We start from the raw sequence: 26,249 nt of genomic DNA on the forward strand, positions 1-26,249 counted from the left end.
TTTCCTCAACCAAGGACGAGGGAGTTGAATTGGAGGATCGGCAGCAGGATCGCGAGCACGATCACCGCGACCACGCCGCCCAGGACGACGATGATCACCGGCTCCAGCAGGCTCATCGCGACCGAGGTGAAGGTGTTGAATTCGCGCTCGAGGTAGTCGGCGGCGCGCTCCAGCATCGGCGCCAGCCGGCCGCTGTTCTCGCCGCTGCCGGTCATGTACAGCAGGGTCGGCGGGAACACCGCGGCGCGCCGCATCGCGCTCGACAGGCTGCCGCCCTCGCGGATCGAGGCGACCATGGTGTCGGTCGCCGCGCGCAGCACCCGGTTGTGCACGGTTCGCGCGGTGATGACCAGGCCCTCCATCATCGGCAGGCCGCTGGCGAGCATGATCGACAGCGTGCGTGCCATCCGCGCGGCATGGACGTCCCGTACCAGTCGGCCGAGCAGCGGTGTCTTCAGCACGAGTGCGTCGAAGCGCAACCGGAACGCGGGGCGTCGCAGCATCCGCGTGAACGCCACGCCGCCGAGGCCGAGCAACACCAGCGCCACGACACCCCAGTTGGCCATCAGGTCGGAGATGCCGATCACGATCCTGGTCAGCATTGGCAACTCGCGGCCCATCGAGTCGAACTGCTCGACCACCTTGGGCACCACGAACGCCATCAGCGCGATCACCACCGCGACCGCGGTCAGCGCCAGCGCCGCCGGGTAGACCAGCGCGGTCACCAGCTTGCCGCGGACCTGCTGCTCGCGTTCGAGCAGGTCGGCCAGGCGTTCGAGGATGTCGGGCAGCGCGCCGGAGCCCTCGCCGGCGGCGACCATCGCCCGGTACAGCGGCGGGAACGCCTTGCCCTGGCGCGCCATCGCGTCGGACAGGCGGAAGCCTTCCAGCACCAACGCGTGGGTCGACATCAGTACGCGGCGCACCGCGCGTTTCTCGGCCTGCGCGCCGATCGTACGCAGGGCTTCTTCCAATGGCGCGGCCGACACCAGCGTGGCGAGCTGGCGGGTGACCAGCGCGACATCCTTGGTAGTGAAGCGGTCGAAGACGCCTGCGCGCCGGGTATCGGGCGCGGGGTCGTTGCCGCCGCGGGCCGGTTGCGAGCCAACCGGCTCCAGCCGCACCGGCACCAGCCGCCGGCGTTGCAGCACGGCGCGGGCGTCGGCCGGGCTGGCCGCGTCGAGCCGGCCGTTGCGGGTGCGGCCGCGCTCGTCGAGCGCGTCGTAGTCAAACGCCGGCATCGCCGTCGCCGTCGGGTTGGTTCGGGTGACTCCCGTCGTCGCGGGTCACGCGCAGCGCTTCCTCCAGTGTGGTTGCGCCGCTGGCGACCGCGGCCCGCGCCGAGCCGGCGAGGCGGTCGGCGCGGGCGAATGCGGCCTGGGCGAGGGTGTCCTCGTCGGCGTTTTCGCCAATCAGCCGGCGCATCGCGTCGTCGATCACGATCGCCTCGTACACGCCCATCCGACCGGCATAGCCGGTGTGGTTGCAGCGCGGGCAGCCGACCGCCTGGTACAGCACGCCGTCGAAGTCGCGACCCATCAGCCGTTCGCCCAGCGCATCGACCGGGCGCGGCGCACGGCATTCCGTGCACAGCCGACGCACCAGCCGTTGTGCCAGCACCAGCCGCACGGTCGAGGCGAGCAGGAACGGTTCCATCCCCATGTCGCGCAGCCGTGTGATCGCACCGACCGCGTCGTTGGTGTGCACCGTCGACAGCACCAGGTGGCCGGTCAGGCTGGCCTGCACCGCGATCTGCGCGGTCTCGGGATCGCGGATCTCGCCGACCATAACCACGTCCGGGTCCTGTCGCAGGATCGCGCGCAGGCCGGCGGCGAAGGTCATGCCGACCTTGGTGTTGACCTGGGTCTGGCCGATGCCGTCCATCGCGTACTCGACCGGGTCTTCGACGGTGAGGATGTTGCGGCTGCCGTCGTTGAGCGAGGACAGCCCCGCGTACAGCGTGGTGGTCTTGCCCGAGCCGGTCGGGCCGGTCACCAGCACGATCCCGTTGGGCACGTGCAGGGCTTTGTTGAACGCTGCCTCGACCGCCACCGGCATGCCGAGCTGTTGCAGCGTCAGCGTGCCCTGGTCCTTGTCGAGGATGCGCAGCACCACCCGCTCGCCGCCGCGCGCGGGCAGGGTGGAGACGCGCACGTCGAGCGCCTTGGCGCCCATCGCCACCGAAATACGGCCGTCCTGCGGGATGCGCTTCTCGGCGATGTCCAGCCGCGCCATCACCTTGACCCGTGACACCAGCAGCGGCGCGATCCGGCTCGACAGGCTGACCGCCTCGCGCATCACGCCATCGATGCGGAAGCGCACCCGGAGCGCCGCCTCGGACGGTTCGATATGGATGTCGGACGCGCCCAGCCGCGCGCCCTCGGCGATGAGGCCGTTGATCAGGCGGATGATCGGCGCGTCGTCCTGGCTTTCCAGCAGGTCGGCGGTGGCCGGGATGTCCTCGACCAGCGAGTCGAGGCTGCCGTGCATGTCGAGTTGGTCGACCGCGTCGGCGGTGTTCAGCCCGGCGTCGGCGTAGACCTCCGACAGCTTGCGGTCGAATGCCGGGCGCGACAGGCGCGCGATGAGCAACGGCTGGCCAAGCGCGCGCCGGACCTCGATCAGCGCGGTCGTCGCGGCATCCTCGCGCAGGCCGACCTGCAGCGAGGCGCCGTCGCTGCCGCCATCGAGCACGACCACGCCGTGCCGCTTGGCGAACGCGTAGGGCAGCGAAGGCAGGGCGGCGGTCATGGGACGGGCAGGGCTTCGGTCGGCGCGGCCGCGGCGGGTGCAGGCACGGTGTCGGCCGGCGCCACCGGCGGATGCGTGCGCAGGTAGTCGCGCACCAGCACGTCGAGCGCCGCCTCGCGCTGCTCCGAGTCGTCCAGTTGCAACTGCGAGTTGCGCATGTAGTCGTAGCGCGGCGCGGTCACGCGTTGGGCATCCTCCGGTCCGCCGACGATGGTCGGCCGGATGAACACCATCAGGTTGGTCTTGTCCTTGGACCTGGCGGTGGAGCGGAACAGGCTGCCCAGGATCGGGATGTCGCCCAGCAGCGGCACCTTGTCGACCGAACTGCGCTCGGCCTGGTCGAGCAGGCCACCGAGCACGACGATCGCGCCGTTGTCGACCAGCACCCGGGTCTCGATCTCGCGCTTGTTGAGGATCAGCTCATCGAAGTCGGCCGAGACCGGCCCGGCGACCGACGACACCTCCTGCCGCAACTGCAGGGTGATGCCGCCACCGGCGTTGATCTGCGGGGTGACCTCCAGCTGGATGCCGACGTCCTGCCGCTCGATCGTGCGGAACGGGTTGGAGTTGGCATCGCCGAGCACTTCGCCGGAGGTGACCGGGACCTCCTGGCCGACCAGGATCCGTGCCGGCTCGTTGTCCAGGGTCATGATCGACGGCGTCGACAGCAGGTTGGAGCCGTTGTCACTCTTGACCGCGTTGATGATCAGCCCGAACAGGGTGTCGCCGGCGCTGCCGGCGATACCCGCCAACCCACCAGTCAGGCCGAGCAACGATTGCATCGCGGCATTGCGCGCGGTCTCGGCCAGGTCGGAGTCGTCGTCCTTGAGCAACGCCGCCCCGGCCAGCTCGGTGATGCCCGGCCCGGAGTTGCGGAACTGGCTGATCCCGAACGGCACGCCGTCCTTGTTGGCGGCGGCGATCTGCGCGCCGAGCTCGCTGGCGGCATCGTCGGAGATCTCGACCACGATCGCCTCGACCAGCACCTGCTGGCGGCGCACGTCGAGCTGCTTGATCACGCCCAGCAGGGTGCGCTGGGTTTCCGGATCGGCGTTGATGATCAGCGCGTTCTGGCCTGGCGCACGGACGAGGGTCGGACGCTTGCCCGGTACCGCGGAGATCAGCTGGCCTTGCGTGGTGTCGATACTGGCACCGCTCGCACCGGCACCGATGCGAGTCTGCGCCCCAGCGTCGGCGGTCGCATCGGCGGGCTGGCCCACCAATTGCTGCAGTACCGGCAACAGTTGCTCGGCGCTGGCGTGCTGCAGCTGGACCACGTGCAGGTCGCCGGTGCTTTCGGCGCGGCGGTCGAGTTCGAGCACCATCTGCACCACCCGCTGGATCACCTCCGGGCTGCCGCGGACCACGATCGAGTTGCTGCTCGGCACCGGCAGGATCGACATCGCCGCGTTGCCGCCCTCGGCGCCACCCGAGCCGAACAGCTCACTGACGGTCGCGGCGATCTCGCGCGCGGAACTGTTGCGCAGGGTGACGGTGTCGATCGAGGCGCGGTCGCTGTCGATCTGCGCGATCAGCCCGCGGATCCGGCGCAGGTTGTCGGCGTAGTCGGCCACCAGCAGGCTGTTGCCCTGCGGGGTGGCGATGACCACGCCACCGCGGCCGACCAGCGGCTTGATGGTCTCCGCGGCGATCCGCGCATCGACCCGCTGCAACGGAATGATGTCGGTGGCGAAACCGGTCGCCCGGTTGCCCGCCGAGCGCGGCTGTTGCGCCGCGGTGTCGTCGGGAACCACCCGGTAAGTGCCGGCGCCTGCGGGCACCGCGATCAGGCCGTTGGCGCGCAGGATCGTCAGCAGCACGCCGAGCAGTTCCGACTCGCTCATCGGCTGGTCGTTGGAGAAGTTGACCGTGCCTTGCACGCGCGGGTCGACGATGAAGTTGGTGCCGGTCGCGCGCGCGACATCCTGGATGAAGGCGCGGATGTCGGCGTTGCGCACGTTGAACGCCTCCGCCTCGGCGGCTGCCTGTGCAATCGCCGTGTGGACCGGTTGCAGCGCCAGCGCGAGGGCCAGCGCGGCGCAGAGGGAGGGGCGGATCATCGAGGTGCCTGCACGGTGGTGGTGTGGGTCTTGCCGTCGCGTCGGTACTGGATGGTCAATTGGGACTTGCCTTTGAGTTCGTCGCGCAATCCCGCCAGTCGGGCTGGGTCGAGTGGGCGCCCGTCGACCGACAGCACCACGTCGCCGGGGCGCAGGCCGGTGGGCCGCAGCATTGCGGCGCGGACGCCCGGGGTGATGGTGTAGCCGCCCCCGGCAACGGTTGAGGGAGCGATGGGCGGCGATGTTGGTCGGGGCGTCGTGGGAGCGGCTGTCGATGCATTTGTCGACGCGGAGGAAGCCTCTGCGGACGCCGGCCTAGGTGGTGTACCGACAGGTAGCGTCCCGGGCTTCGCATTGGCGTCCATTGCGGCAATCCGCGGCAGGTCCAGCCGGTGGCGCGCGCCGTTGGCGGCCAGCACCGCGTGCTCCGCGCCGACCGACGTCAGTACGACTCCCGGCGCCACCTCGCGACCCACCGCGTACGACGCCTGATCGCCATCCTTGCCGAGGATTGCCGAGCCGCCGCTGCCGGACTCGCTGCGTACGCCGAACAGGTGGTAGCCGAACGCTTCGTCGGACCCGGCGGAGGCGACGGCAGCGCTGCGGAAGAACACGTCGACGGTTGGCAACGACGGTGCGGGCGCCGCGAGCGTCGCCGGGGCGGCGGCCTCGACGATAGGCCTGGCCGGAGCCAGTACCAGCCACGCCAGTCGGGCCAGCTGCAACGCCAACAGCGTGACCACCACGATCTCGACGGCACCGGGCAACCACGCCTGCCATTCGACGGTTTCGATGCGGGAGCGCAGGCGGGACAAGGCGTGCATGGGATCCTGTGGCGGCCGGGACACTGACGTTTCAGTCGTGCGCACAGGATGAGACGGTTCGATTACGGTTTGATTGCAGCTGACACATTGACTTGTGCGAGCTGTCATCCGGGCGACGCGGCATCAACGAAAAAGCCCGGCAGGTCTCCCTGCCGGGCCGCCGCGCCCGGGCACTTCCCCAAGCCCCGGGCACTGCACGCGCTGGTTCAGAACGAGGCGCTGATCTCGAACGAGTAGCTGGTGCCGAGGTCGTAGCGCATCACGTCGGCGCGACCGCCGCCGAACTCCTGGTACTCGTGGTACTCCTCGCCCAGCAGGTTGCGGGCCTCGAAGCCGAGGGTCACGTCGGCGTCCCACAACCTGACGGCCTTCTTCAGCACCAGGTCGACCGTGGTGCCCGGGTCCTGCATGTAATCCGGCTGCACCACCACGATGCCGTCCGGCGAGTAGCCGTTGATGCCGCGGGCGTTGATGCGCTCGCTGGCATAGCCGACCAGCAAGGTGGCCTGGCTGCCGGTGGTCGGGTTCTCGATGCCCAGCTGCAGGTTGGCAAGGTGCTCGGACTGGCCCTGCAGGCGACTGCCGTCGCGGACCAGCTCGGTGGCGTCCTGCGGACGGCCGTTGCCGGCGAGGGTGTAGGCGACGTCGCCGGCCTCGACCTGTACCTCCGAGTCCGACCACGTGTAGTTGGTGCCGACGAACAGGCGGCTGTCGCCGGTCCAGTCCCACGGGCTGTCGAAGTACTTGCGGAAGTCCAGCTCCACGCCGTACACCAGCGCCGACGGGGCGTTGATGAAGCTCTGCTGCCAGCTCGAGCCCGAGCGGCCGTTGAGCACCATCTCCACCGGCTTGTCGATGTCCTTGTAGAACAGGCCGGCGCTGAAGTACTCGCCCTGGTCGAAGTACCACTCGTAGCGCAAGTCGAGGTTGAGCAGCTCGCTGTCGACCAGGAACGGGTTGCCGATCACCAGGCGGTCGCTGTCGAGGTCGAGGTACTGCTGCGGCGCCAGCTCGCGGAACTGCGGGCGAGCGATGGTCTGCGACGCGCCGAAGCGCAACTGCTGGTTCTCGGCGAAGTTCCAGGTCAGCGACAGCGCCGGCAACAGGTAATCGTTGTCCAGCGGCTCCGCGGTTGCCAGCGAGCGGCCCTCGCCGAACAGGTCGATCGGACGTACGCCCTGGTAGGCCTCCTCGTAGCGCACGCCGACGTTGGCGCGCACGGTGCCGGTCAGCTGCGCTTCCAGTTCCGCGTAGACGGCCCTGGTGTCGAGGAAGCCGTGGTAGGCCGCCGCGCCGGTGCCGCCGGTGGTCTCGCGCAAGGTCAGGTAACCCTGGCTGATGTTGTAGTCCGACAACAGGTAGTCCGGGCGCTGGTAGCGTTCGTAGAACGGCAGGTTGCCGAGCGACAGCAGGCGGAACTCGCGCGACACTGCGTCGCGATCGGTCTCCGACCAGGCACCGCCGAAGTCCAGGCGCAGGTCCATTTCGGTCGGCATGTTCCAGGAGACATCGACTCCGGCGCTGTCGACGCGCTCGTCGACCTGGCTGAAGCGGGTGTAGTTCTGCGCCTGCGACGCATCGTGCTGCCAGAACCCGTCGGCATCCTCGCGGTAGCGGAAACCCTTCTCGTACGGCGCATCGCGGCTGGCGCGCGAGTGGCTGGCGCGCCAGTCGACGGTCAGGTCGCGGTACTCGCCGAAGCCGTGCTTGCCGGTCAGCTGGGTGTTGATCATCTCGCGCTCGAACCAGTGGGTGGTGTCGTCGCGCACGTTGTCGCCGGTCAGCAGGCTGTAGCCTTCGCTGCTGCGGGTCTCCTTGTCGGTGTCGTGGACGTACATCGTCATCAGTCCAACCCGGTGGCCGTCCCAGTCCACCGCGGCACCGAACAGACCGTTGATGGTGGCGTTGTTGGTGGTCGACATGAAGTCGTAGTCGCTCTGCACCGCCATCGCGCCGTCCTCGACCGCGCCGTCCTGCTGCACGCCAAGCTGGGTACGCCAGCTGTTCTTCATCGCCGCGGTGGCGACCAGCCCCAAGCGTGCATCCTCGCCGAGGTCGAAGGCGTTGCCCATGCTGATCTCGGCGTTGAAGTCCGGGTCGATGCTGTCGGTCGCCTGCAGCAGGTTGAGCGGCGCGTTGGTGAAGCTGCGCGCGATCTGCTTGACCTCGTCGCTGCTGAAATCGCGCCCCGGCGTGATGCGGTTGCCGGTGGCGATCGCAGCCTCCAGCTCGGCGGTCATCTTGCGGGTGCCGTCGTCATAGCCGAAGTAGTCGGAGTCGCCGCCGCCGTAGTGGGTCAGGCCGGCCTGGAAGGTGGTCTCGCTGTTGCCGCCGGTGCCAATCTTGAGGTCGAGGAAGGGCTCCTCGGGGATCACCGCGCTGGACAGGTTGATGGTGCCGCCACCGAACTCGGCCGGCATGCTCGCCGAATAGGTCTTCACCACCTCGATGGTCTGCAGCACGTTGGTCGGGAACAGGTCCAGCGGTACCACGCGCTTGAGTGGTTCGGGGCTGGGCAATGGCGAGTTGTTGAGCAGGGCCGAGGCATAGCGCTCGTTGAGGCCGCGCACGTAGACGTAGCGGCCGTGGTTGATGCTGATGCCCGCCACGCGCTGCAGGGCATCGGCCGCGGTGCTGTCGCCCTGGCGCTCGAGGTCTTCCTTGGAGACGTGGGTCATGACCGCCGAGCTGAGCAGCATCGGTTCCGGAATGTAGGTGCCTTGGACCTGGACCGCGTCCAGCTCGGTCGCCTGCATCGGCGCGGCGGCCGTGGCGGTCGCGCCCGTGGCGGCGGATGAGATGGGGGTGGACTGCGGTTGCGGGGCTTGGGACACCGACTGCGCCAGCGCGAGGCTGGGCGCGAGCAGGGCCGAGATCGCCAGGAACAAGCCCGTGTGGGCGGGAGTGAGCTTCATGAGTGGCAGCCTTTCAATGGGTTCGGTGCGTCCGAATAAGCCGATGCCGCGGACGGGCCGCGGCATCGGTGGGAGCGGGGGCCGCGGACACCGACCCCGTTTTCCGTGGCGTGGCGGCCGCGGCTGCCACGCCGGTTGTCGCCAATCAGCAGGGGTCGGTGGCGGTCAGGCCGCAGGTCCAGCCCTGCCACCAGGTGTCATTGGCATCTTCGACCGCGCCGATGTAGTCGACGTCGATGAAGGCCGGGTTGATCGCAGCCAGTCCGGCGTAGGCCGGGACCGCGGCCTCGTTGGCGCCATTGATGAAGCCGCCGGACAGGGTCGAGGCGCCGATCGCGTTGTTGCTGCCGGTGTTGAACGCGGTCTGCTCGATGCCGTCGGTGGCATCGCCGGCCCCGTCGGCGAATGCGACGTCGCATGACAGGTAGGTCGAGTCGAAGCTGCCTTCGGTCGTGTCGGACTGGAACTCCAGGCACGCCGGGGCGCCGGTGACCACGGCGTTGTAGTAGCCGACCAGGGTGCCCTGGTTCAGCACGATCGCGCTGTCGTGGCCGGCACCGACGAAGGTGACGTTGGCGAGGTTCGGCATCGAGCGGTATGGCAGGTCCTGCGAGCTCATCTCGTTCATGCGGTCGCCGCCGCCTGCGCGCTGCACGATCAGGCCGAACTGGATGCCGCCGCGGAATCCGGCATCGGTGTCGAAGGTGTCGTCGTCGTTGCCGGTGCCGACCAGGTGGGTCGCGTTGACCGTGCCGCCGAACCACTCGAAGCCGTCGTCGGAGCTGTTGTGCACTTGCACGTGGTCGATCGTGGTGCCGCTGCCGAGGCCGGCCAGGGTGATGCCATTGAGCTCGACGTCAGGCAGCACCTCGAAGCCCGAATGCATCACCCGGACGTACTTCAGCACGCCGCTGTTGTCGTCGTTGGCATTGCCGCCGTAGTAGCCGTTGGCGCCCTCGACCTGGGCCTCGCAGGTCGCAGTGCCCGGCTGCGCTGTGCCCGGGCAGGTGCTGATGGCGGCGCGGCCGAGCAGCACCAGGCCGCCCCATTGGCCGATCGAATCGACATCGGTGCCGCCTTCGACACTCTGGCGGCTGGTGAACACGATCGGCGCGGCGGCGGTGCCCTCGGCGAAGATCTGCGAGCCGCGATTGACCATCAGGAAGTCGGCGCCGGCGGAGCCGAACACGGTCACGCCCGGTTCGATCGTGAGGGTGCCCTTGCGCGCCTGCGCCGCCGGATTGGCGGCGTCGCCGCCCATGTCCTCGCCGATGTCGGTGCGACCGTTGATCGAGTACACCAGACCGTCGACCTTGGGCAGAGTGAACTCGCCGACGATCTTGGTCGGCAGTTGGCAGTTGAGCAGGCCGGCGACCTCGCCTACGTCGCTGGTACCGCTGGGGCATTCGGCCGCGGTCGGCGGCGGGGTGGTGGGAGGCGTGGTCGGCGGGGTGGTCGGCGGAGGCGTGGTGGCCGGCGGCGGGAACGCGCCTTCGCCCGGCGAAGCCACGTTGTCGGAACCACCACCACACGCGCTGAGCGCGAGGGCCGCGGCCAGGGACATCATCAGGGTCTGGGAATTGCGGGAAGCAGCCATTTGCACGATTTCTCCGATCACGGGTTGGGTCCACGCACGGAACGCAGGTCGGGAGCCGGCACGTTCCATCGCGACCGGACGCTCCCCGCGTCCGTGGCGAAGATTCGGAAATCGTTATAGGCAGGGTTTGTGACACGCAGCTTTCAGCGCTAACGGTTTCTTAATCCAGGGCGTTGAAACGGCCGGTTTGGTCGCCTGGATGAAATCCCGCTGTCATAAAGACACGGCGATCCGGCATGCCACGAAGTGACCGATCGCGGATAACCGGATGAAACGACGCCCGATTGGCGGTCAGGTGCCCGCGATCGCCGGAACCGGTTCGCCCGGCGTCTTGTCCGTGTAGCGGCAGATGTCGCGGATCGCGCAGTGCGGGCAGTCGGGCACGCGCGCCTTGCACACGTAGCGGCCGTGCAGGATCAGCCAGTGGTGGGCGTCGTGCAGGTATTCGGGCGGGATCACGCGGACCAGCAGGTCCTCGACCTCGCGCACGTTCTTGCCCGGTGCCAACCCGGTGCGGTTGGAGACGCGGAAGATGTGGGTGTCGACCGCCATCGTCGGCTCGCCGAACGCGGTGTTGAGCACCACGTTGGCGGTCTTGCGGCCAACACCCGGCAACGCCTCGAGCGACGCGCGGTCGCGCGGCACCTCGCCACCGTGGTTGGCGATCAACTGTTCGGCCATCGCCACCACGTTGGCCGCCTTGGTGTTGAACAGGCCGATCGTGGCGATGTACGGCTTGAGCTTCTCGACCCCGAGTGCGGCGATCTTCTCGGGGGTGTTGGCCACCGGGAACAGTTTGCGGGTCGCCTTGTTGACCCCGACATCGGTCGCCTGCGCCGACAGCGTCACCGCCACCAGCAGTTCATAAGGCGTCGAGAACTCGAGCTCGGTGGTCGGCTTGGGGTCGAGTTGCCGGAGCCGCGCGAACATCTCCTCGATCTCGGCCTTGCTCAGGCGGGAGCGGGGAAGGCGCTTGCGAGTCGGGGATTTTTTGGTCGGCTTGGCAGGCATCTGGTCGATTCAATGCTTCTTCGCGGCATCCGCCCGGGCCTTGGCGCGTGCCAGAGCCGCCGCGGCCGCGGGCGGCAATGCCGGGCGCGGCGATTCACCGGGGGTCGTGGTCGGACTTGTCACCACGACGCGTCGAGCCGCACGCTCCTCGGCGCGGCGACGCAGGCGCGCGTCGCGGGCGCGGAAACGCTCGCGTGCGGCCAGGGCGCCGCGGCGGGCGTCGCGCGCTGCCAATAGCGATGCAGTGCAAACCGGGTCGCAGCCAGGACAGGGCTCGCACGCCAGCAATCCGGTTTCGATCGCGCGGTCCAGGTCGTCTGTCGCCAGCGCCGCCGCGATCACGTGCACCGCGGATCCGCACGGGTCATTGCAGCCGCAACGGCAGGTTGCCGCCATCGACGGTCAGCTGCCCCTGAACGCCGGCTTGCGCCGTTCCAGGAACGCGCCGGTGCCCTCGCGCATGTCGTCGGTCGAGAACATCAGGCCGAACTGCGCGGTCTCGTATTCGAGGCCTTCCTCGATCCCGCACTCGCCGCCGACGTTGACGCAATCGATGATCCCGCGCAGCGCCAGCGGCGCCGAGTCGGCGAGCTGCGCGGCCAGCTTCATGGTCTCCGACTCCAGTTCGGCGGCCGCGACCACGCGGCTGACGATGCCCAGTTCGCGTGCGCGCTGGGCGTCGATCGGTGCGCCGACCAGACACAGTTCCAGCGTTGCCGCGCGGCCGGCCAGGCGCAGCAGCCGCTGGGTGCCGCCGAAGCCGGGGATCAGGCCGAGGTTGATCTCGGGCTGGCCGATCTTGGCGCTGTCCGCGGCGATCCGCAGATGGCAGCACATCGCCAGCTCCAGCCCGCCGCCGAGAGCGAAGCCGTTGACCATCGCGACCACGGGCTTGGGCATGCGCTCGATCGCGCGCATCAGGCGCTGCCCGCGCTGCGAGAAGTCGCGGCCCTGGACCGGGCTGAGGGTGTTCATCTCGCTGATGTCGGCGCCGGCGACGAACGCCTTGGCACCGGCGCCGGTGAGCACCACGCAACGCACCGAGTCATCACTCGCGGCAGCCTCGAAAGCTTCCCGCAGGGCGTCCAGGGTGGCGGCGTTGAGGGCGTTGAGTTTGTCGGGCCGGTTGACCGTGATGACCCGCACGGCGGCGTGGTCGGCGGTCGTGACAGGCGAATCGGACGGGGAGGCTTCGGGCATGGGGCGCCTTGCTGGATGGGGTGGAGGGCAACAGGGATGACCGGCCGGACAACCGGAAAGCAGCCGACGCGGAACTCCGACGCCACCGCATTGTCAGAGCCTGGGCGTCAGTGGCGGTTAAGCCCTGCCGCCGTTATCCTAGCGCGTCCATCCGGGGCGGTTCGACCGGATCGGTGCATCCCGAGCATCAAGGCAAAACAAACCGGGGCGGTGCCGCCGCTTCGCGTCATCACCGGAGGTTCCACCGAATGAAGTTGCGTTTGATTGCGGTCGCAGTGGCGGCCCTGACCCTGACCGCGGGCCAAGCCTTCGCGCAGGACACCTCGTCCGAGAAGGGCAAGCTGAGCTACGCGCTCGGTTACGACCTGGGCCGCAACGCCAGCGAGAGCGGCGAGGCACTGGACGTCAACACCATCGTCAAGGGTCTGCAGGACGGCTACGCCAAGAAGGAGCCGGCGGTTCCGGTGGAGCAACTGCGTGTCGCGGTCGAGAACATGCAGAAGCGCCAGCAGGCCAAGGCCAAGGCGGAGTGGGACAAGGCGGCCGCCGAGAACAAGACCCGCAGCGATACGTTCATCGCCCAGAACAAGGCCAAGGCCGGCGTGAAGACGCTGCCGAGCGGCGTGCAGTACCGCGTCGTCGAAGCCGGCAACGGCGCCAAGCCGACCCAGGCCAGCACCGTGCAGTTGCAGGTGGCCGGTCCGTTCCCGTGGGGCCAGCGTGGCCAGAACGCGCAGGCGCGCACCATGCCTGAAGTGAAGGTCAGCGAAGTCGAGATGCCGGCGATGCGCGAAGTGCTGCTGCAGATGCCGGCCGGCGCCAAGTGGGAAGTCACGCTGCCGTCCGACAAGGCCTACGGCGCCGACCCGCGCACCGGCGTGCCGCCGAACATGGCGGTGCAGTTCGAGATCAAGCTGCTCAGCGTCAAGTGATCCATCGTCCACCGCCCGCACGCGTTGCGGGCGGTGGGTGACGCGTCGTGACAAGCATGCTGCACCTTGCGCCGGCCTCGTGCCGGCGCAATTGTTTCCGCCACCGCAAAGACCTTCCGACATGAGTACCCCGTTCCTTGCCGTCCTCAGCCCCTGCATCGGCGTTTGCTGCCTGGACGAGGCGGGCCTGTGCGAAGGGTGCTATCGCACCAGCGCCGAGATCGCCCGCTGGTCGCAGATGAACGACAACGAGCGGCTGCGCTTCATCGAAGAGGTGCTGCCCGCGCGCGAGGCCGGGCGCGGATGAGCACAGACGGCCACGCGGCCGGATTGCGCGAGGCCACGCGCCTGCGCGCCGCGCTGCGCCCGCTGGATGCACCGCCGGCCACCACCTGCTGGAACCACGACGAACTCGATGGCCTGCTCGAACCCGCGGTGGACCTCGCCGATGCGGCGGTGCTGGTCGGGCTGGTCGCGCGCGACGCCGGCGACGCGGTGTTGCTGACCCGCCGGACCGCCGGGCTGCGCAACCATGGCGGCCAGGTCAGCTTTCCCGGCGGCCGGGTCGAGCCCGGCGACCTCGACGCGATCGCCGCGGCGATGCGCGAGAGCGAGGAGGAGATCGGCGTGCCCGCCACCCAGGTCACCCCGATCGGCCTGCTCGATCCGCTGCTGACGATCAGCGGTTTCCGGGTGCTGCCGGTGGTCGCCGCGATCGACCCGCAGTATGTCGCCCATCCCGATCCGGGCGAGGTCGCCGAAGTGTTCGAGGTGCCATTGGCATTCCTGCTGGATCCGGCCAACCTCGATCATCGGCTGATCGATTTCCGCGGTCGTCCGCGCCGGGTGCTCGAGTTCAACTATCCCGCCCAGCGGATCTGGGGCGCGACCGCGTCTATCCTGTGGAACCTGCGCGAGCGGCTGGAGAAGGTGCGATGAGCGAGCCCATCAATACCTGGCAGACCCTGGTCAATCCCGGCGAGCTGGCGGCGGCGTTCGGTCGCGCCGACCTGGTGGTGCTGGATGCCCGGGTTTCGCTGGCCGATCGCAGCCTGGGCGACGCCAACTACCGGCAGTCGCATATCCCCGGCGCGCGTTTCGCCGACCTCGACCGCGACCTGTCCGACCATCGCAAGCGCGGCGGTCGCCACCCCTGGCCGGATGCGGCCGACTTCACCGACACCCTGGGCTGCTGGGGCATCCGCCCGCACAGCCAGGTCGTGGTCTACGACGGCGGCGACGGCGCATTGGCCGCGGCACGGGCGTGGTTCCTGCTGCGCGCACTTGGCCACCGCGACGTTGCCGTGCTCAACGGCGGCTGGGCTGGCTGGACCGCGCTGGATTTGCCGGTCGAGTCGGAGGTGCCGGTGGTCGAACCGACCCGCTATCCGGCGGATTTCGACAACGACCGCTTGCTCGATGCCGGGCAGGTGCAGGCGCATCTCGCTGCCGGCGGCCTGTTGGTCGATGCGCGTGCGCCGGAGCGGTTCCGTGGCGAGGTCGAGCCGCTCGACAAGATCGCCGGACACGTGCCCGGTGCGATCAACCGTCCATACGGCGAGAACCTGCGTGATGGCCACTTCAAGCGGCCGGACGTGTTGCTGCGAGAATTCAGCGCACTGCTGCAGGGGCATCCGCCGGAAGACGTCGTGGTGATGTGCGGCTCCGGCGTCACCGCCTGCCACCACCTGCTGGCGATGGCCCACGCCGGCCTGCACGGGGCGAAATTGTTCACCGGCTCGTGGAGTGGCTGGCTGGAGGATGCGTCGCGTCCGGTGGAGCGCTGAACGCGATCTGGCTCCAGGCACCGCTGTTGTAGGAGCGGCTTCAGCCGCGACCTGTACATCGCATCGACGTTCGTACTGATGCGAGTACCTCGTCCCCACAACGGGGCGGGTTCGAAGCATCGGGTGAAATGCCGTTTGTCCGACTCTGGTTCGCGGCTGAAGCCGCTCCTACAAAAGCTCTGGCGCGGTCATTTGCCCAAGCGCGTCACCAACGCGCGCAACGCATACTGCGTCCCCGGCGCCGACCACGCCTCGATGAAACGCTCCAGCTGGATATGCTCCGGCTGCAACGCCTCGACCAGCTCCGCGCGGGCGATCCGGCGGGTCTGGCTCATCGCGTCCTGGGGCAGGGCAAGCAGTTGCCGCAGCCACGCGTGGGCGCGGGCGGTGACCTGCTCGATCTCCACCAGTTCGTCGATCAGGCCGATCCGCAACGCGCGCTCGGCCTCGACCAGGTCGCCCATTACCAGCAACCGTTCGGCGCGGGCCGGCCCGACCGCGCGGCGCAACAGACGCTGCACGCCTTCGGGCGCCACCAGCCCGACCTGGGTTTCGTTGAGGCCGATGCGGAAGTCGCCGGCGGCCATCACCCGGTAGTCGCAGCACAACGCCAGCACGCAACCGCCGGCCGGGGCGTGGCCGGCGATCGCCGCGACCACCGGCACAGGGCACGAAGCGATCGCACGCGCCGCGGCAAAGAAACTCTGCCAGGCCGAGGTCAGGGCCTCGCGGTCATCGCCAAGGCCGAGCAGGTAAGGCACGTCGAGGCCGGCGGAGAACACCTTCGGTCCACCCGCCAGCACGATGCCGCGCGCTTCGGCGATCACCGCCGCGTCGAGCGCCGCGCGCAGGTCGCGACACAGCGCCGGGTCGAGCGCGTTGACCGGCGGCCGGGCCAGCTTCAGTTCGACGATGCCGCCGTCGTGTGCGACGGCCTCGACCAGGCTCACGGACTCACGCCTTCGGGCCAGCGGTAGCGCACGGTGTAGGTCAGGCGGGTTTCGCCACCGGCCGGCACGGCCACGTCGAACTCCGCGTGGCGCGCGTCCTTCTTGCTCGACGGCACGCTGCTGCGGACGATCTCCCAATCGCTCCAGCGCGGCAGCGGCTCGATCACCCGGACCTCGACATCGGTCTTCTTGGCGTTGTTGAGGGTGATCGCGAAGGACTCGGTGATCGTGCGGCCACCGCGATCGACGTTGAAATCGGTCGCCTCGCGCTCCGCGCTGATGTCGAACACCTTGCCGACCTCGAGCCGGACTTCCGCACCGGCCGGAGTATGGTCCAGCTCGGACTCGCCTAGGAAGTCGCCGCCGTCATACACGCGGACCCGGCCGGCCGGCAGCGGCTGGCCGAGCCCGGCTTCCTTGGTGTTCTGCACCGATACCACCGACGCCACCGGCAGCTCGCCGGTCTGGCCGCGGTATTCGGGGGCGATCAGCGGCCGCGGCGGCTGCCACTCTGGGCTGCTCGCATCGACCACGTAGGCGCGTTCGCAGTTGATCGCGGGGCGCCGCGGGAACAGCGGCACGCGCTCGGTGGCGCCGCTGCGAATCGCGGTGGTGCCGGGCAGCTCGTAGGCGTGGTACTCGCCGGAGGTGCGTTGTTCCGGCATCCCCGACTGCGGCGCTGCCGCGGCCATGTCGTAGGCTGCGCCGCGCGCCATGTACTGGCGGCGTTCGGGCTGAACCCGGTTCGGTTCGCCGGCGATCAGGGTCAGGTGCGCATCGGCGAACGTCACCCCGGCGCGGTTGGCGACCAGTGCCGCGCCTTCCAGCGAGAGTTTGCATTCGTCCCCGCCGGCGAGGGTGGCCAGATACTCGGCCCGCCACGCCAGGCCGCCCATCGGATAGCTCAGCAGGAAATTGGCATCGCCACCTTCCTCCGCCCGCACCGTCCATTGCAGTTCGGCCTGTTGTGGCACCAGGGTGGTGCCGTCGACCACGCTGAAGTTGTCGTAGTCGTGGATCACCTTGACCCGGCCATCGCCGAGCGCAAGCGTCAGGCCTTCGTCGGCCGCCAGCAGGATGCCGGTGTCGGTCTGCTTGGCGTCGCCGGCGGTGTGCTCGACCGTGACCCGGTGGCCGATGACCTGCGATATCAGGTCGCCGGTACCGGTCAGCGGCGCGACGTAGCGTTGCGATTCGATCTCGACGCCGGGACTGCGCGCCTGCAGCGTCGCCGCTTCGATGTCCATCGCCGGCGGCACGCTGGTGGCCGAGACCGCATTGAGGCCGGCTTTGAGGGTGTAGTGCAGCGGGCGTTGGACCAGCGCGTAGCCGGGCATCCCGGGTTGTGCCGACTGGCAGGCCGTCAGCGCGGCATAGTCGCCGCTGTAGATCGTCAGCCGGGTGATGCCGGTTTCGGTGGCATCGCCCTTGTCCGCCGCCTTGGTCGGGGTGGCCGCCGGCGGTGGCTCGGTGGCATCCGGCGCGCGCTCTTCCGACGAACACGCCGCGAGCGTGCAGGCGAGGGCAAGCATCGACAGGGAACGGTGCATCGCTGACTCCAATCTGGCCTGCCGGTATCATAGGCCGATGCGAACGTTCCGTGCTTCCCCATTGCTCGCTGTGGTAATCATTGCGTTCAGCGCATGGCCTGCCGGCGCAAACGAGTGCCAGCCGACGGTGACCGACGGTTGGGTCCGGCTGCCACCGGTGTCGATGCCGATGCTGGCCGGCTTCGGCCGGATCGAGAACGGATGTGCGGCGCCGCTGGAGATTGTCGGTGCCAGCAGCCCGGCGTTCGCCGACGTGTCCGTGCACCAGACCAGCATCGTCGATGGCGTCAGCCGGATGCGCGCGGTGCCGGAATTGCGCATCGCGGCCGACGACAGCGCCGTGCTCGAGCCCGGTGGCCTGCACTTGATGCTGATGCAGCCGCGCGCGCCGTTGCAGGCGGGCGGCACGGTGGTGGTCGAGTTCGAATTGAAGGATGGCGGTGTGTTGCGCGGCGAGTTCGAAGTTCGCAAGCCGGGCGGCTGATGCCAGCCATCCTTCGTAAAGCAATCCGGGTAGGAGCGACGTAAGTCGCGACCTGTACATCGTCCCGAACGTTCGGCGGGTCGCGACTTACGTCGCTCCTACGCCGCGAAGCAAGTCCAGTGGGACAACGGCGCCATCCGTGGAATCAGACCTCCGAGCACGCCTCGCGCACCGCCGCCGGCAACGCCGCCGCGGCCCCGCTCTCGCGGTCGATCCACACCATTACCACGTGGCCGTCGCAATACAGCACGCCACTGTCTTCGGCGTCGATGATGCGGTGGCCGACGGTCAGGCTGGTGTTGCCCAGGCGCTCGACGAAAAGCTCGACCACGACTTGCGCCGGCCATGCGATCGGTCGTCGGTAGTTGAGCTGGGCGGCGGCCACCACCGGCGCGACATGGTCGTCCATGCCTTGGCCGGGGACGCCGATCATCCAGTGCAGGCGGGCTTCTTCGAGGTAGCTCAGGTACTTGGAATTGTTGACGTGGTTGAACGCGTCCAGGTCGCGCCAGCGCACCGGCATCGGCACCCGGATCAACGAGGGAAGCGACGCACCGGCTGGGGCGGCGCCGTTGTGCTGGGCGAATGGTTCGACTTTCGCGGGTGCTTTCGATGCGCGCGTGGCCGCCGGGGGGGCTTCCGGCGCGGGCGTCGTGCTGGCGGAGCGGGCTCGTTTGGTCCGCGATCGCCCGGCTTGCGGTTTGGACTCGGCCGCGGCGCCGGTCGCGGCCTTGGCCTTTTTGGCCGCCGCCTTGCGCGGCTTGCGCGCGGGCTTCTTGGTGTCGTTGTCGCTCATGCGGCGGACTTCTTCCTGGTGGTCTTGCGCGCCGCGGCCGGCTTGGCCTTGGGCGATGACGGTCGGGCGACATCCAGCAACGGCGCGAGGAAGCGGCCGGTGTAGGAGTGCTCGAGCGAGGCGATGTGTTCCGGCGTGCCGGTGGCGAGGATGGTACCGCCACGGTGGCCACCTTCCGGCCCCAGGTCGACCACCCAGTCGGCGGTCTTGATCACGTCGAGGTTGTGCTCGATCACCACCACCGTGTTGCCGTCGTCGCGCAGGCGGTGCAGCACGCTGAGCAGGTGCTCGATGTCGTGGAAGTGCAGGCCGGTGGTCGGCTCGTCGAGGATGTACAGCGTTTGCCCGGTATCGCGGCGCGACAGTTCCTTCGACAGCTTGACCCGCTGTGCCTCGCCGCCCGACAGGGTGGTCGCCGACTGGCCGAGCTTGATGTAGCTCAGGCCGACGTCGATCAGGGTTTCGAGCTTGCGCGAGATCGACGGGATCGCCTCGAACAGGTTCAGCGCGTCCTCGACCGTCATCTCCAGCACGTCGGAGATGTTGTAGCCCTTGTAGAGGATCTCCAACGTCTCGCGGTTGTAGCGCTTGCCGCCGCAGAGGTCGCAGGGCACGTAGACGTCGGGCAGGAAGTGCATCTCGACCTTGATCAGGCCGTCGCCCTGGCAGGCCTCGCAGCGGCCGCCACGCACGTTGAAGCTGAAGCGCCCCGCCGCGTAACCACGTGCACGCGATTCCGGCACCTGCGCGAACAGTTCGCGCAACGGCGTGAACAGCCCGGTGTAGGTAGCAGGATTGGAGCGCGGGGTGCGGCCGATCGGCGACTGATCGATGTCGACTACCTTGTCGAACAGGTCCATGTGCTCGACCGACTTGTACGGCGCGACCGGGCGCGAGGCACCGTTGAGCTCGTTCGCCGCCAGGGTGTACAGGGTGTCGTTGATCAGGGTCGACTTGCCCGAGCCGGAAACGCCGGTCACACAGGTCAGCAGGCCGGCGTGGATGTCGAGGTCGACGTTCTTGAGGTTGTGGCCCGAAGCGCCGCGCAGGTGCAGGGTCATCTCGGGATTGGGCACGTGGCGCTTGGCCGGCACCTCGATCCGCTTCTTGCCCGACAGGTACTGGCCGGTGATCGAGCGCGGGGCCTTCAACACGTCGTCGAAGCTGCCTTGCGCGACCACCTCGCCGCCGTGAACACCGGCGCCGGGGCCGATGTCGACGATATGGTCGGCCAGCCGGATCGCGTCTTCGTCGTGCTCGACCACGATCACCGTGTTGCCGATGTCGCGCAGCCGGGTGAGGGTGCCGAGCAGGCGCTCGTTGTCACGTTGGTGCAGGCCGATCGAGGGCTCGTCGAGCACGTACATCACCCCGACCAGGCCGGCGCCGATTTGGCTGGCCAGGCGGATGCGCTGGGCCTCGCCCCCCGACAGCGAATCGGCCTTGCGCTCCAGGTTGAGGTAATCGAGCCCGACGTCGACCAGGAAGCGCAGGCGGTCGCCGATCTCCTTGACGATCTTGGTCGCGACCTCGCCGCGCCAACCCGGCAGGTTGAGGCCCTTGAAGAACGTCAGCGCCTCGTCGATCGGCAGCACCACGATGTCGGGCAACGGCCGCTCGGCGACGAACACGTTGCGCGCGGCGCGATTGAGGCGGGCGCCGCCGCACTCGGTGCACATCCGCTCACTGATGTACTTGGACAGTTCCTCGCGCACCGCCGACGACTCGGTCTCGCGATAGCGCCGCTCCAGGTTCGGGACGATGCCCTCGAACTTGTGCTTGCGCTGGTGGCGGCTGCCGCCGTCGCTGAGGTAGGCGAACGAGATCACCTCGTCGCCGCTGCCGAACAGCACCGCCTTGCGCACGTCCTCCGCCAAGTCCTGCCAGGGCGTGTTGACGTCGAACTGGTAATGCTTGGCCAGCGACTGGATCAGCTGGAAGTAATAGGCGTTACGCCGGTCCCAGCCGCGCACGGCGCCGGCCGACAGCGCCAGTTCGGGATGCACCACCACCCGCGTGGGGTCGAAGAACTGGGCCACGCCGAGGCCGTCGCATGTCGGGCAGGCGCCGACCGGCGAGTTGAACGAGAACAGCCGCGGCTCCAGCTCCGGCAGCGAGTAGTCGCAGACCGGGCAGCTGTATTTCGACGAGAACAGCAGCGGCGCGGCTTCGGCGTCATCCAGCGACACCACCTGGGCCATGCCGTCGCCAAGCTTGAGCGCGGTCTCGAACGACTCGGCCAGCCGCTGTTTCATGTCCTCGCGCGGACGGAAGCGGTCGATCACCGCCTCGATGGTGTGTTTCTGGCGCAGCGCCAGCGGCGGCACCGCATCGATCTCGTGCAGTTCGCCATCGACCCGCACCCGCACGAAGCCCTGGGCACGCAGTTGTTCGAACACCTGCGCATGCTCACCCTTGCGCTCACGGATCACCGGCGCCAGCAGCATGTAGCGTTGTTCGGCAGTCTCGGGCTTGTCGGCCAGCGCGATGACCTGGTCGACCATCTGGCTGACCGTCTGCGCCTCCAGCGGATAGCCGTGGTCGGGGCAGCGCGGGGTGCCGACGCGGGCGTACAGCAGACGCAGATAGTCGTAGATCTCGGTGATCGTGCCGACGGTGGAGCGCGGGTTGTGCGAGGTCGATTTCTGCTCGATCGAGATCGCCGGGCTCAGGCCCTCGATGTGGTCGACGTCGGGCTTCTCCATCACCGACAGGAACTGCCGGGCATAGGCCGACAGCGACTCGACGTAGCGGCGCTGGCCCTCGGCATAGATCGTGTCGAACGCCAGCGACGACTTGCCCGAGCCCGACAGGCCGGTGATCACGATCAGCTTGTCACGCGGCAGGTCGAGATCGATGTTCTTGAGGTTGTGCGTCCGCGCACCGCGGATGCGGATGAAGTCCATCGCCATCGGGGGGCCTGCAAGGGGAGGGTGCCGTAAAATTCACGGCCAACACGGGAGCGTATCGAGTGCAGGAAATGGGGGCAAATCGCCGGAATGGAAGGTCGCGGGGGCATCCGGGCGCCATTCAGCCCCGCAGCCGCCCGGTCTGGGGTGCCAGTTGCCGTAACCCGCTGAAGCCACTACAATTCCGCTTCTGTCTGCCCCTCGACGGGTACGGCAGCGACCAAAATAACTACAGAGGAAACTGGTCATGTACGCAGTTGTTGTCACCGGCGGTAAGCAATACCGCGTGATGCAGGGCGAAACCCTGCGCGTCGAACTGCTCGAAGCCGAAGCCGGCAGCGAGATCAAGCTCGACAACATCCTGATGCTGGGCGACGGCGAGGGCGTGAAGCTCGGCGACGCGCTGAAGGGCGCCAGCGTCACCGCGAAGGTCGTCGGCCACGGCCGCGCCGACAAGGTGCGCATCGTCAAGTTCCGTCGCCGCAAGCACCACCGCAAACAGATGGGTCACCGTCAGCACTACACCGAAATCGAGATCACCGGCATTGCCGGTGGCAACAAGTAAGGAGAAGCAGTCATGGCACATAAAAAGGGCGTAGGTTCCTCGCGCAACGGCCGCGACTCCAACCCGAAGTACCTCGGCGTGAAGATGTATGGCGGCCAGGCGATCGAAGCCGGCAACATCATCATCCGCCAGCGTGGCACCCAGTTCCATCCGGGCGAGGGCGTCGGCCTGGGCCGCGACCACACGCTGTTCGCGCTGGTCGATGGCAAGGTGACGTTCACCACCAAGGGCCTGAAGAAGCGCCGCACCGTCAGCGTCGTCAGCGCGTGATGTTGTCAGTGTGATCGCACGGATCGGGCCACCGCCTGATCCGGCGTCGCGTTGCCAGCGAGAGGCCCCGCTTCGGCGGGGTTTTTCGTTTCTGCAATAGTCAGCCCGCACCATCCACTGCAAAGGTCCATCCATGAAGCTCGTCGACGAAGCCGAAATCCAGGTCATCGCAGGCAATGGCGGCAACGGCTGCATCGGTTTCCGCCGCGAAAAGTTCATCCCGCTCGGCGGTCCCGACGGCGGCGATGGCGGCGACGGCGGCAGCGTCTGGATCGTGGCCGACGAGAACGTCAACACCCTGGTGGACTTCCGCCACCAGCGCATCTTCCGTGCCCAGCGTGGACAGAACGGCATGGGCCGGCAGATGTACGGCAAGGCCGGCGAGGACCTGGTGATCACCGTCCCGGTCGGCACCGTGGTGGTCAACGTCGGCACCGACGAGTCGATTGGCGACCTGACCCAGCACGGCGACCGGCTGCTGGTCGCGCAGGGTGGCAAGGGCGGCCTCGGCAACATGCACTTCAAGAGCTCGACCAACCGCACCCCGCGCAAGGCGCTGCCGGGCCTGCCGGGCGAGGAACGTGAGCTCAAGCTGGAGCTGAAGTTGCTGGCCGATGTCGGCCTGCTCGGCTTCCCGAATGCCGGCAAGAGCACCCTAGTCCGCGCGGTCTCGGCGGCGACTCCGAAGGTTGCCGACTACCCGTTCACGACCTTGTACCCGAACCTCGGCGTAGTCCGGGTCGAACAGTACCGCAGCTTCGTGATCGCAGACATTCCCGGCCTGATCGAGGGCGCGGCCGACGGCGCTGGCCTCGGTGCGCAGTTCCTGCGCCACCTGCAGCGCACCAGCCTGCTGCTGCACCTGGTCGATATCGCGCCGATGGAGGGCGGAGTCGAGATCAACCCGGCCGAGCAGGTGCGCGCGATCGAGCGGGAGCTGGAGAAGCACGACCCGGAGTTGTTGAACAAGCCGCGCTGGCTGGTGTTCAACAAGGCCGACCTGCTGCTGGAGGAGGAGCGCGAGGCGACCGCTCAGGCGATCATCGACGAGCTGGGCTGGAAGGACCGCTGGTACCTGGTCTCCGCGATCGGCCGCGAGGGCACCTGGCCGATCATGCTCGACGTGATGGCGTTCTTTGATCGCCAGCGTGAGGATGCGCTGGAAGCCGAGGCCGAAGCGGCGGCCAACCGCAATACCGACTGATGCCGTGCTGATGCGGGCTCCCGGGCTTTTGTAGGAGCGGCTTCAGCCGCGATCGGGAGTCGGCGCGAGCGGACGATTTCAGATCGCGGCTGAAGCCGCTCCTACAAAAAAACCGACCACGTCAGTCCTTCACAGGGTTTCCACCACCCACGAAAAAACCCGGCATGCGCCGGGTTTTTCACGTTGCGACCGCCACCGCAAGCGGGGCAGCCGGCAAGCTCGCCGGATCAGGCGGCCTTGAGCGCGTTGATGCGGGCGCTCAGGCGGCTCTTGTGGCGGGCGGCCTTGTTGCGGTGGATCAGGCCACGCGCGCTGAAACGGTCGAGGATCGGCTGGGCCACCTTGAACGCGTTCTCGGCGGCGGCGGCGTCGTTCTCGCCGAGGGCCTTGAGCACCTTCTTCACGGCGGTGCGCAGCATCGAGCGCTGGCTGCCGTTACGGGCGTTGCGCACGACGGCCTGCTTGGCGCGCTTCTTGGCGGACTTGATGTTTGCCACGGCGTATTCCTGAATATGTAGATGGAGCGGGAAGAAAAATGGACTGCGGGCGTGTTTGCCGACACCATGGTCGGCCGGTTGCCCAGCGAGTAGACAGGAAATTATGGGGGATTCAATGGCTTGGGTCAACATCGCCCACATGAACGGTCAGCCGGGCGGGGCCTGCCCGTGACCGTGGGCCCGGGCAAGCCTCGCCAAGCCGGGATGCTGCGCTCCACCGCGGTTTTCAGCGCGATGACGTTCATCTCGCGGATCGCCGGCTACCTGCGCGACTGGCTGCAGGCCAGCCTGTTCGGTGCCAGCCCGGCGGTCAGTGCGTTCGTGGTCGCCTACCGCATCCCCAATTACCTGCGACGGATCTTTGCCGAGGGTTCGTTCGCCTCGGCGTTCGTGCCGCTGCTGTCGGAACTGAAGCAGAAGGGCGACGACAAGGCCCTGCAGGACTTCCTCGACCACGTCGCCGGCGCGTTGCTGGCAGTGGTGGTGGTGGTCAGCGGCCTTGGCATCCTGGCCGCGCCGTGGGTCGCGCGGCTGTTCCTGGCGTTCGCCGACCCGACCGAATCCGACTGGGTGCCGTTGACCGCGGAAATGTTGCGGATCACCTTTCCGTACCTGACCTTCATCTCGATGACCGCGCTGGCCGGGGCGGTGCTCAACAGCTTCCGCCAGTTCGGCCTGCCGGCGCTGACCCCGGTGCTGCACAACCTGACCCTGATCGGCGCGATGCTGCTGCTGCCGCGGTTCCTCGGGGTCGAGGAGAAGGCGCTGGCCTGGGGCGTGCTGATTGCCGGCATCCTGCAAATGCTGGTGTTGTGGCCGGCGATGGGGCGGCTCGGGTTGCGACCGAAGTTCAGGTTCAATTTCCGCCACGAGGGCGTGCGCCGGGTCATGAAGTTGATGCTGCCGACGATCTTCTCCTCGTCGGTATCGCAGGTGAACCTGCTGGTCGGCACCGTGTTCGCGTCCTTGCTGGTGCCGGCGGCGCAGTCGTGGTTGTACTACTCCGACCGCCTCACCGAGCTGCCGCTGGGCCTGTTCGGGGTCGCGATCGGCACCGTGATCCTGCCGCAGCTGTCGCGCCTGCACGCCGATGCCGACGCCGCCGGTTACTCGAGGTCGCTGGATTGGGGCTTGCGGATGGTGCTGTTGGTCGGCATGCCGGCCGCTCTGGGATTGGCGCTGCTGGCCGAGCCGCTGACTGCGTCGCTGTTTCGCTACGGCGAGTTCACCGAATTCGACACCCGGATGGTCGGCTACGCACTGACCGCGATGAGTGTCGGCATCCCGGCGTTCATGCTCAGCAAAGTGCTGCTGCCGGCGTTCTACGCCCGGCAGGACACCCGCACGCCGATGCGCGCGGCGGTGATCACCGTGGTGGTCAACGTCGTGCTGACGGTGGCGATCGTGACCCCGCTGTACCGCATGGACGTGCCGTTCGCCCACGCGGGTATCGCCGCGGCGACCGCTCTGGCCGGCGTGGTCAATGCCGCGCTGCTGTGGCGCTACGTGCGTCGCGACGGGGTCTACCAGGCGCAGCCGGGGTGGGGGCGTTGGTTGTTGCGCATCGTGCTCGGCCTGACGGCGATGGCGGCGGTGGTGCTGGGCCTGCGCGAGTGGATCGGCGACTGGACCGCGATGGCGGGTTGGGCGCGCTGGGGCTGGCTGCTGGCAGTGATTGGCGCGGGCGCCGGGGCTTACGGCCTGGTGTTGCTGGCGGCAGGCCTGCGCCCGCGCCACTTGCGCCACTAAAGCAGCCCGTCCCTTGTAGGAGCGACGTGAGTCGCGACCTGTACCTCGTCTCCAGAGGTCGGCGGGTCGCGACTCACGTCGCTCCTACATCGAAGCCCTGTAGGAGCGGCTTTAGCCGCGATCTGGAATTGGTCGCCCGCGCCGGTTCCCGATCGCAGCTAAAGCCGCTCCTACAAGACGCCGGCAATCAAGTCCCGG

At 68.3% G+C, this 26,249-nt stretch carries 21 protein-coding genes and 1 pseudogene; 8 read left to right on the forward strand and 14 right to left on the reverse strand.

The window, feature by feature from the left end; translation table 11 throughout:
- Positions 1 to 5: 5 nt before the first annotated feature.
- The 9 genes from gspF to SNE34_RS01735 form a co-directional block, all read right to left on the reverse strand.
- Positions 6 to 1,241, reverse strand: a complete 1,236-nt coding sequence (gene gspF, locus SNE34_RS01695; RefSeq protein WP_332614116.1) for a type II secretion system inner membrane protein GspF — start codon at positions 1,239 to 1,241, stop codon at positions 6 to 8.
- Positions 1,228 to 2,751, reverse strand: a complete 1,524-nt coding sequence (gspE, locus tag SNE34_RS01700; RefSeq protein WP_332614117.1) for a type II secretion system ATPase GspE — start codon at positions 2,749 to 2,751, stop codon at positions 1,228 to 1,230. Before gspE ends, gspF begins: the two co-directional genes overlap by 14 nt.
- Positions 2,748 to 4,811, reverse strand: a complete 2,064-nt coding sequence (gene gspD / locus SNE34_RS01705; RefSeq protein ID WP_332614119.1) for a type II secretion system secretin GspD — start codon at positions 4,809 to 4,811, stop codon at positions 2,748 to 2,750. The genes gspE and gspD overlap by 4 nt, the downstream gene beginning before the upstream one ends.
- Entirely contained in the window at positions 4,808 to 5,635 is an 828-nt protein-coding gene (locus SNE34_RS01710) for a type II secretion system protein N (protein ID WP_332614121.1), read from the reverse strand. Before SNE34_RS01710 ends, gspD begins: the two co-directional genes overlap by 4 nt.
- Positions 5,636 to 5,841: 206 nt before the next feature.
- Entirely contained in the window at positions 5,842 to 8,550 is a 2,709-nt protein-coding gene (locus SNE34_RS01715; protein WP_332614123.1) for a TonB-dependent receptor domain-containing protein, read from the reverse strand.
- A 145-nt stretch (positions 8,551 to 8,695) separates the two neighbouring features.
- Positions 8,696 to 10,147 carry a hypothetical protein gene (locus SNE34_RS01720; RefSeq protein WP_332614124.1) on the reverse strand — a complete coding sequence of 484 codons (1,452 nt, stop codon included), beginning with the start codon at positions 10,145 to 10,147 and terminating at the stop codon, positions 8,696 to 8,698.
- 291 nt (positions 10,148 to 10,438) lie between these two features.
- Positions 10,439 to 11,158 (reverse strand): endonuclease III, encoded by a 720-nt coding sequence (gene nth, locus SNE34_RS01725; RefSeq protein ID WP_332614126.1) that lies wholly within the window; start codon positions 11,156 to 11,158, stop codon positions 10,439 to 10,441.
- A 9-nt stretch (positions 11,159 to 11,167) separates the two neighbouring features.
- Positions 11,168 to 11,506, reverse strand: coding sequence for a hypothetical protein (locus SNE34_RS01730; RefSeq protein WP_425604422.1), 339 nt, complete (start codon positions 11,504 to 11,506; stop codon positions 11,168 to 11,170).
- 54 nt (positions 11,507 to 11,560) lie between these two features.
- Complete coding sequence (locus SNE34_RS01735; RefSeq protein ID WP_332614128.1) at positions 11,561 to 12,358, reverse strand: enoyl-CoA hydratase/isomerase family protein; 798 nt, start codon at positions 12,356 to 12,358, stop codon at positions 11,561 to 11,563.
- A 248-nt stretch (positions 12,359 to 12,606) separates the two neighbouring features.
- Between SNE34_RS01735 and SNE34_RS01740 the strand changes: the two genes are divergently transcribed.
- From SNE34_RS01740 to SNE34_RS01750, 3 genes and pseudogenes are all read left to right on the forward strand, one after another.
- On the forward strand, positions 12,607 to 13,290 hold the full coding sequence (locus SNE34_RS01740) for an FKBP-type peptidyl-prolyl cis-trans isomerase (protein ID WP_332614130.1): 684 nt from the start codon (positions 12,607 to 12,609) through the stop codon (positions 13,288 to 13,290).
- A gap of 121 nt (positions 13,291 to 13,411) precedes the next feature.
- Positions 13,412 to 14,229, forward strand: a pseudogene (locus SNE34_RS01745) (NUDIX hydrolase).
- The gene (locus tag SNE34_RS01750; protein WP_332614132.1) at positions 14,226 to 15,077 is read left to right on the forward strand and encodes a sulfurtransferase; all 852 of its coding nucleotides are present in this window, start codon (positions 14,226 to 14,228) and stop codon (positions 15,075 to 15,077) included. The pseudogene SNE34_RS01745 and the gene SNE34_RS01750 overlap by 4 nt, the downstream one beginning before the upstream one ends.
- Before the next feature lie 188 nt (positions 15,078 to 15,265).
- On the opposite strand, the gene SNE34_RS01755 is transcribed toward SNE34_RS01750, so the two are convergent.
- Both SNE34_RS01755 and SNE34_RS01760 read right to left on the reverse strand, forming a co-directional pair.
- The gene (locus SNE34_RS01755) at positions 15,266 to 16,021 is read right to left on the reverse strand and encodes an enoyl-CoA hydratase/isomerase family protein (protein ID WP_425604438.1); all 756 of its coding nucleotides are present in this window, start codon (positions 16,019 to 16,021) and stop codon (positions 15,266 to 15,268) included.
- 2 nt (positions 16,022 to 16,023) lie between these two features.
- Complete coding sequence (locus SNE34_RS01760) at positions 16,024 to 17,577, reverse strand: DUF4139 domain-containing protein (protein WP_332614136.1); 1,554 nt, start codon at positions 17,575 to 17,577, stop codon at positions 16,024 to 16,026.
- 37 nt (positions 17,578 to 17,614) lie between these two features.
- On the opposite strand from SNE34_RS01760, the gene SNE34_RS01765 reads away from it, so the two are divergent.
- Positions 17,615 to 18,061: a copper chaperone PCu(A)C gene (locus SNE34_RS01765; RefSeq protein WP_425604423.1), complete on the forward strand. Its 447-nt coding sequence runs from the start codon at positions 17,615 to 17,617 to the stop codon at positions 18,059 to 18,061.
- A gap of 145 nt (positions 18,062 to 18,206) precedes the next feature.
- Here SNE34_RS01765 and SNE34_RS01770 read toward each other — a convergent pair whose 3' ends face one another.
- Positions 18,207 to 18,584, reverse strand: a complete 378-nt coding sequence (locus tag SNE34_RS01770; protein WP_332614597.1) for an acyl-CoA thioesterase — start codon at positions 18,582 to 18,584, stop codon at positions 18,207 to 18,209.
- A gap of 269 nt (positions 18,585 to 18,853) precedes the next feature.
- Complete coding sequence (gene uvrA / locus SNE34_RS01775) at positions 18,854 to 21,769, reverse strand: excinuclease ABC subunit UvrA (protein WP_332614139.1); 2,916 nt, start codon at positions 21,767 to 21,769, stop codon at positions 18,854 to 18,856.
- A gap of 244 nt (positions 21,770 to 22,013) precedes the next feature.
- Here uvrA and rplU point away from each other — a divergent pair, with 244 nt between their 5' ends.
- The 3 genes from rplU (at position 22,014) to cgtA (ending at position 23,805) form a co-directional block, all read left to right on the forward strand.
- Positions 22,014 to 22,331, forward strand: a complete 318-nt coding sequence (gene rplU / locus SNE34_RS01780; RefSeq protein ID WP_332614140.1) for a 50S ribosomal protein L21 — start codon at positions 22,014 to 22,016, stop codon at positions 22,329 to 22,331.
- 12 nt (positions 22,332 to 22,343) lie between these two features.
- Positions 22,344 to 22,601 (forward strand): 50S ribosomal protein L27, encoded by a 258-nt coding sequence (rpmA, locus tag SNE34_RS01785; protein ID WP_332614142.1) that lies wholly within the window; start codon positions 22,344 to 22,346, stop codon positions 22,599 to 22,601.
- Positions 22,602 to 22,734: 133 nt separating this feature from the next.
- The gene (gene cgtA / locus SNE34_RS01790; RefSeq protein ID WP_332614144.1) at positions 22,735 to 23,805 is read left to right on the forward strand and encodes an Obg family GTPase CgtA; all 1,071 of its coding nucleotides are present in this window, start codon (positions 22,735 to 22,737) and stop codon (positions 23,803 to 23,805) included.
- 227 nt (positions 23,806 to 24,032) lie between these two features.
- On the opposite strand, the gene rpsT is transcribed toward cgtA, so the two are convergent.
- Positions 24,033 to 24,302: a 30S ribosomal protein S20 gene (gene rpsT, locus SNE34_RS01795; protein ID WP_332614146.1), complete on the reverse strand. Its 270-nt coding sequence runs from the start codon at positions 24,300 to 24,302 to the stop codon at positions 24,033 to 24,035.
- Positions 24,303 to 24,470: 168 nt separating this feature from the next.
- Between rpsT and murJ the strand changes: the two genes are divergently transcribed.
- A complete protein-coding gene (gene murJ, locus SNE34_RS01800) occupies positions 24,471 to 26,051 on the forward strand; it encodes a murein biosynthesis integral membrane protein MurJ (protein WP_332614149.1) in 1,581 nt (526 codons plus the stop codon).
- The last annotated feature ends 198 nt before the right edge of the window (positions 26,052 to 26,249 follow it).

Source organism: Novilysobacter erysipheiresistens (genome assembly GCF_036663935.1).
GTDB lineage: Bacteria > Pseudomonadota > Gammaproteobacteria > Xanthomonadales > Xanthomonadaceae > Novilysobacter > Novilysobacter erysipheiresistens.

Excerpts from the sequence above, each read along its gene's own strand:
- gspF (WP_332614116.1), bottom strand. The coding sequence starts at position 1,241 with ATGCCGGCGTTTGACTACGACGCGCTCGACGAGCGCGGCCGCACCCGC.
- gspE (WP_332614117.1), bottom strand. The coding sequence starts at position 2,751 with ATGACCGCCGCCCTGCCTTCGCTGCCCTACGCGTTCGCCAAGCGGCAC.
- gspD (WP_332614119.1), bottom strand. The coding sequence starts at position 4,811 with ATGATCCGCCCCTCCCTCTGCGCCGCGCTGGCCCTCGCGCTGGCGCTG.
- SNE34_RS01710 (WP_332614121.1), bottom strand. The coding sequence starts at position 5,635 with ATGCACGCCTTGTCCCGCCTGCGCTCCCGCATCGAAACCGTCGAATGG.
- SNE34_RS01715 (WP_332614123.1), bottom strand. The coding sequence starts at position 8,550 with ATGAAGCTCACTCCCGCCCACACGGGCTTGTTCCTGGCGATCTCGGCC.
- SNE34_RS01720 (WP_332614124.1), bottom strand. The coding sequence starts at position 10,147 with ATGGCTGCTTCCCGCAATTCCCAGACCCTGATGATGTCCCTGGCCGCG.
- nth (WP_332614126.1), bottom strand. The coding sequence starts at position 11,158 with ATGCCTGCCAAGCCGACCAAAAAATCCCCGACTCGCAAGCGCCTTCCC.
- SNE34_RS01735 (WP_332614128.1), bottom strand. The coding sequence starts at position 12,358 with ATGCCCGAAGCCTCCCCGTCCGATTCGCCTGTCACGACCGCCGACCAC.
- SNE34_RS01740 (WP_332614130.1), top strand. The coding sequence starts at position 12,607 with ATGAAGTTGCGTTTGATTGCGGTCGCAGTGGCGGCCCTGACCCTGACC.
- SNE34_RS01750 (WP_332614132.1), top strand. The coding sequence starts at position 14,226 with ATGAGCGAGCCCATCAATACCTGGCAGACCCTGGTCAATCCCGGCGAG.
- SNE34_RS01760 (WP_332614136.1), bottom strand. The coding sequence starts at position 17,577 with ATGCACCGTTCCCTGTCGATGCTTGCCCTCGCCTGCACGCTCGCGGCG.
- SNE34_RS01765 (WP_425604423.1), top strand. The coding sequence starts at position 17,615 with ATGCGAACGTTCCGTGCTTCCCCATTGCTCGCTGTGGTAATCATTGCG.
- SNE34_RS01770 (WP_332614597.1), bottom strand. The coding sequence starts at position 18,584 with ATGCCGGTGCGCTGGCGCGACCTGGACGCGTTCAACCACGTCAACAAT.
- uvrA (WP_332614139.1), bottom strand. The coding sequence starts at position 21,769 with ATGGCGATGGACTTCATCCGCATCCGCGGTGCGCGGACGCACAACCTC.
- rplU (WP_332614140.1), top strand. The coding sequence starts at position 22,014 with ATGTACGCAGTTGTTGTCACCGGCGGTAAGCAATACCGCGTGATGCAG.
- rpmA (WP_332614142.1), top strand. The coding sequence starts at position 22,344 with ATGGCACATAAAAAGGGCGTAGGTTCCTCGCGCAACGGCCGCGACTCC.
- cgtA (WP_332614144.1), top strand. The coding sequence starts at position 22,735 with ATGAAGCTCGTCGACGAAGCCGAAATCCAGGTCATCGCAGGCAATGGC.